The following is a 1,290-nucleotide window of genomic DNA, read 5'->3' as shown; positions in this document are numbered from 1 at the left end:
GGAGGGCGGCGGTCTCGAGCAGGTCGCGCAGGCGGTCGGTCACGGTCAGCGGGAGCGCCGCCGCGACGTTGCCCGGGGGCCGTCGGGCGACCACCGGGTGGGGACGGGTGGGCGCGGTGCGCCGGACCGCCTCCCACGCCACGCCGAGGGCCCGGAGCCGAGCAGGACTCAGCTTCTCCTGCAGCCGCGGCAGCAGCTCGTCCTCCTCGTCCCGTACGTCGTCGCGCAGCACGGTGACGAGCCGGCGCAGCACCTCATCGCGTTCGGGGTGGGCGTCGCCGAGGTTTTCCAGCAGGGTGACCAGCTCGTTGACCTCCTGGTGTTCCTGCTCCACGCGCAGCGTCAGCGCGTGGCCGTCGGGCAGCTCGGCGCGCAGGACGGGCCACAGCACGGATTCCTCGGCGAAGGCGTGGGGGAAGACGAGACGGTAGGTCTTCAGCAATAGCCGCCGCTGCTCGTCGCCGCGACCGGCCTGCACCGCCTCGAGTAGTCGGTCGAGTTCGACGTGGTCGAGTTTCTGCCGGGTGAGCACGCTCCACCGCCCTCCGAGGTCGGCGACGGTCTGGTCGGATACGGATCGCATCGTCTCACCCCTCTCGTCCTCTCGTGAGTGCCGAGGGTGCTCCGGCCCGGCCGGTCTCGCAACCGCTCGGGCCGCGTTCCGGCCTGGGTAGGTTGGGTGCGATGAGCCCGCTCCTGTTGACCGGCGTCGCCGTCGCCCCGGTCGTCGTGGTCCTGGCCCTGTTGGCTCTCCGGGTCCCCTCGCTGGTGGCGGGAACCGCGGGGCTGGTCGCCGCCCTGGTGGGGGCGGTCACCGTCTTCCGGCCCGACGACGACGAGGTCGCCACCGCGGCCGTCCAGCTGGGGCCGACGGTGCTCGAGGTCGCACTGATCCTCCTCGGCGGTGTCCTGTTGGCCACGGCCCTGTCGGCCACCGGGAGCAGGGACCACATCGCCAGGTGGCTGGAGCGGATCGGCTCGGGCGGTGACCGGGTGCCCGCGATCCTGCTGCTGGTGTTCGGCCTCACGCCGTTCATGGAGTCGGTCACCGGCTTCGGGCTGGGCGTGGTCATCACCGCGCCGCTGCTGGTGCGGATGGGCCTGTCGCCGGTGAAGGCGGTCGTCGTGGGACTGCTCGGGCTGGTCCTGGTCCCGTGGGGCTCACTCGGCCCCGGTACCCTCGTCGCCGCGGAGCTGGGCGGTCAGGACGTCGACGCGCTCGGATACTGGTCCGCGCTACTCAGCCTCCCGGTCTTCGTCGTGAGCATGATGACCGTCCTCGTCGTCGTC

2 protein-coding genes are annotated in these 1,290 nt (G+C 72.3%); one reads left to right on the top strand and one right to left on the bottom strand.

The genetic code is table 11. The annotated features are described in order from the left end of the window. A partial coding sequence (locus G6030_RS06240) for a hemerythrin domain-containing protein (protein WP_182642532.1) occupies window positions 1-583 on the bottom strand: 583 nt, incomplete at its 3' end. 101 nt (window positions 584-684) lie between these two features. On the opposite strand from G6030_RS06240, the gene G6030_RS06235 reads away from it, so the two are divergent. Continuing rightward, window positions 685-1,290 (top strand): L-lactate permease (locus G6030_RS06235; RefSeq protein ID WP_182642531.1); only part of this gene is annotated, 606 nt, incomplete at its 3' end.

Origin of the sequence: Dietzia sp. E1, assembly GCF_014145015.1 — a bacterium.
Lineage (GTDB): Bacteria > Actinomycetota > Actinomycetes > Mycobacteriales > Mycobacteriaceae > Dietzia > Dietzia cinnamea_A.
Note: the sequence above shows the minus strand (reverse complement) of the source record. Positions and strands in the feature narration are given on the sequence as shown.